Below are 1,932 nucleotides of genomic sequence, written 5' to 3'. Positions count from 1 at the left end.
CGGGGCATGGACGGCCGTACACGACGGCGGCCCCGGCGGCTCACTCCGCGGCGCGCGGCACCCACGGAACAGCCCCGGCCGGGTGCCCGGCCGGGTGCCGTGCGAAACGGCGGGCCTTCCGAGGGGGGCGTCCCGGTCAGCCGAAGCGCTCGATACGGATGCGCTCCACGGGCTGGCCGGCCGCCACGAGCAGCCTGGAGGCGTGCTCGACGAAGGAGTTGGAGCCGCACACATAGGCCTCCCACCCAGTAGGAGGCTGCTCGGCCAGGAACGGCGCCACATGTGCGGCCGTCATACGTCCCACGGGCACGCCTTCCGGGGCACTGCGCGTGAACACCCGGGTCGTCTCCGCGCCGAACTCCCGCGCGTAGATCAGCTCCTCGGGGCTGCGGGCCGACACCAGCAGGCGCAGCGGCAGCCTCATGTCCCGGGTCCGGTGGTACCGCACCATCGACATCAGCGGGACCACTCCGGAGCCGGCGCCCACCAGCAGCGCGGGCCGGTCGCCCGGCCAGGCGAAGAAGCCGCTGAGCGGGCCGCGCACCTCGACCCGGTCACCGGGGCGGGCCACCGTGTGGAACCAGCCCGAGACCTCGCCGTCCTCGACCCGGTCCAGGGTCAGTTCGATGTGCCCGGAGTCGTCCGGCGCCGACGCGATCGAGTAGTGGCGCTGGGCCACGTAGCCGTCCTCGGCGGTCAGCCGCAGCAGCAGGTGCTGGCCGGGCACGTGCCCCGGCCAGCCGGGCACGGCGAACCGGAAGGTCGTCGCCCGCGGGGTCTCGCGGCGGATCTCCGTCAGGGTCGCCGTCCGCCACACGGACGCGGTCAGCTCGTTCACGCCGATCCGGCCGGGCACCGCGAACCGCGTCGGCGGGGCGAAGCGCCCCGGTGCGGCCGGTGACGTCGGTGTCATGGGTGTCATCGGTGTCGTCGTCAGCTCAGTCACCGGAGTACCGCTGCTCCTCCCAGGGATTGCCGCGCGCGTGGTAGCCGTTGCCCTCCCAGAAGCCCGGCTCGTCGTGGTCGAGGAGCCGCAGCCCAGCGATCCACTTGACGCTCTTCCAGAAGTACAGGTGCGGCACGATCAGCCGCGCCGGGCCGCCGTGCTCGGGAGACAGCGGCCGGCCGTCGTACTCCCAGGCGATCCAGGCCCGGCCGCCGGTCACGTCCGCGAGCGGCAGGTTGGTGGTGTAGCCGGTGTGCGCATACGCGACCACATGTGTCGCCGACCCATGGGGCCGGACCATGGGGAGAAACGCGTCCAGCGAGACGCCGCCGAACCGCACCCCGAACTTCGACCAGCTCGTCACACAGTGGATGGCCCCCTCGTACGCCGAGGCCGGCAGCGCGTGCGCCTGCTCCCAGTCCCAGGTGCGGGGCTCCGCCACCAGCCCGTCGATCCGGAAGGTCCAGTCGGCGGGCGCCAGGTCGGGCGTGACCTCGGCGGACAGGACGGGCCATTCGTCGCCCGCGTCGTACTGACCCGGCGGCAGCCCGGGATTGTGCACGCGAGGGCGGCCGGTGAAGCCTCGGGTGATGTTCACGTGATCGGCGATTCCGTTGCGACTGGTGCTCAAGTGTTTTTCGTGTCCAACCGTACGCGGTGTCCGCGGCCGACGCGGTGCCAGGCCGGTCACGGCCCCGAGGGCCGGTCTGCGGGGTGCCTTCGAACGCTGTGCGGTGGTTCCCGGTCGCCGGGGACGGTCCGTGGGGTGCCTTCGGATGCCGCACGGTGGTTCCCGGTCGTCAGGGCCGGTCTGCGGGGTGCCTTCGAATGCTGTGTGGTGGTTCCCGGTCGTCCGGGCCGGGACGTGCCGGCCGTTCTCCGCCGGCCGCACCACCCGCACCCGGCGGTCCTCCGGGTCCGGGCGCCGTCCGGCCGTGCCGGACCGCTCCGGCCCGGTCACCCGGCGGCTCACCGCCGGCCCGTCC

General features: G+C 73.6%; 2 protein-coding genes. Both read right to left on the bottom strand.

Annotated elements, in window-relative coordinates:
• Positions 1-136: 136 nt before the first annotated feature.
• A complete protein-coding gene (locus B7767_RS33230; protein ID WP_085575355.1) occupies positions 137-913 on the bottom strand; it encodes a ferredoxin reductase in 777 nt (258 codons plus the stop codon).
• 25 nt (positions 914-938) lie between these two features.
• Positions 939-1,544 (bottom strand): sulfite oxidase-like oxidoreductase, encoded by a 606-nt coding sequence (locus B7767_RS33225; protein WP_085575354.1) that lies wholly within the window; start codon positions 1,542-1,544, stop codon positions 939-941.
• Positions 1,545-1,932 lie beyond the last annotated feature (388 nt).

Origin of the sequence: Streptomyces sp. 13-12-16, assembly GCF_002114215.1 — a bacterium.
Lineage (GTDB): Bacteria > Actinomycetota > Actinomycetes > Streptomycetales > Streptomycetaceae > Streptomyces.
The sequence above is the reverse complement of the archived record's forward strand: the minus strand, read 5'-3'. Positions and strand labels throughout refer to the sequence as shown.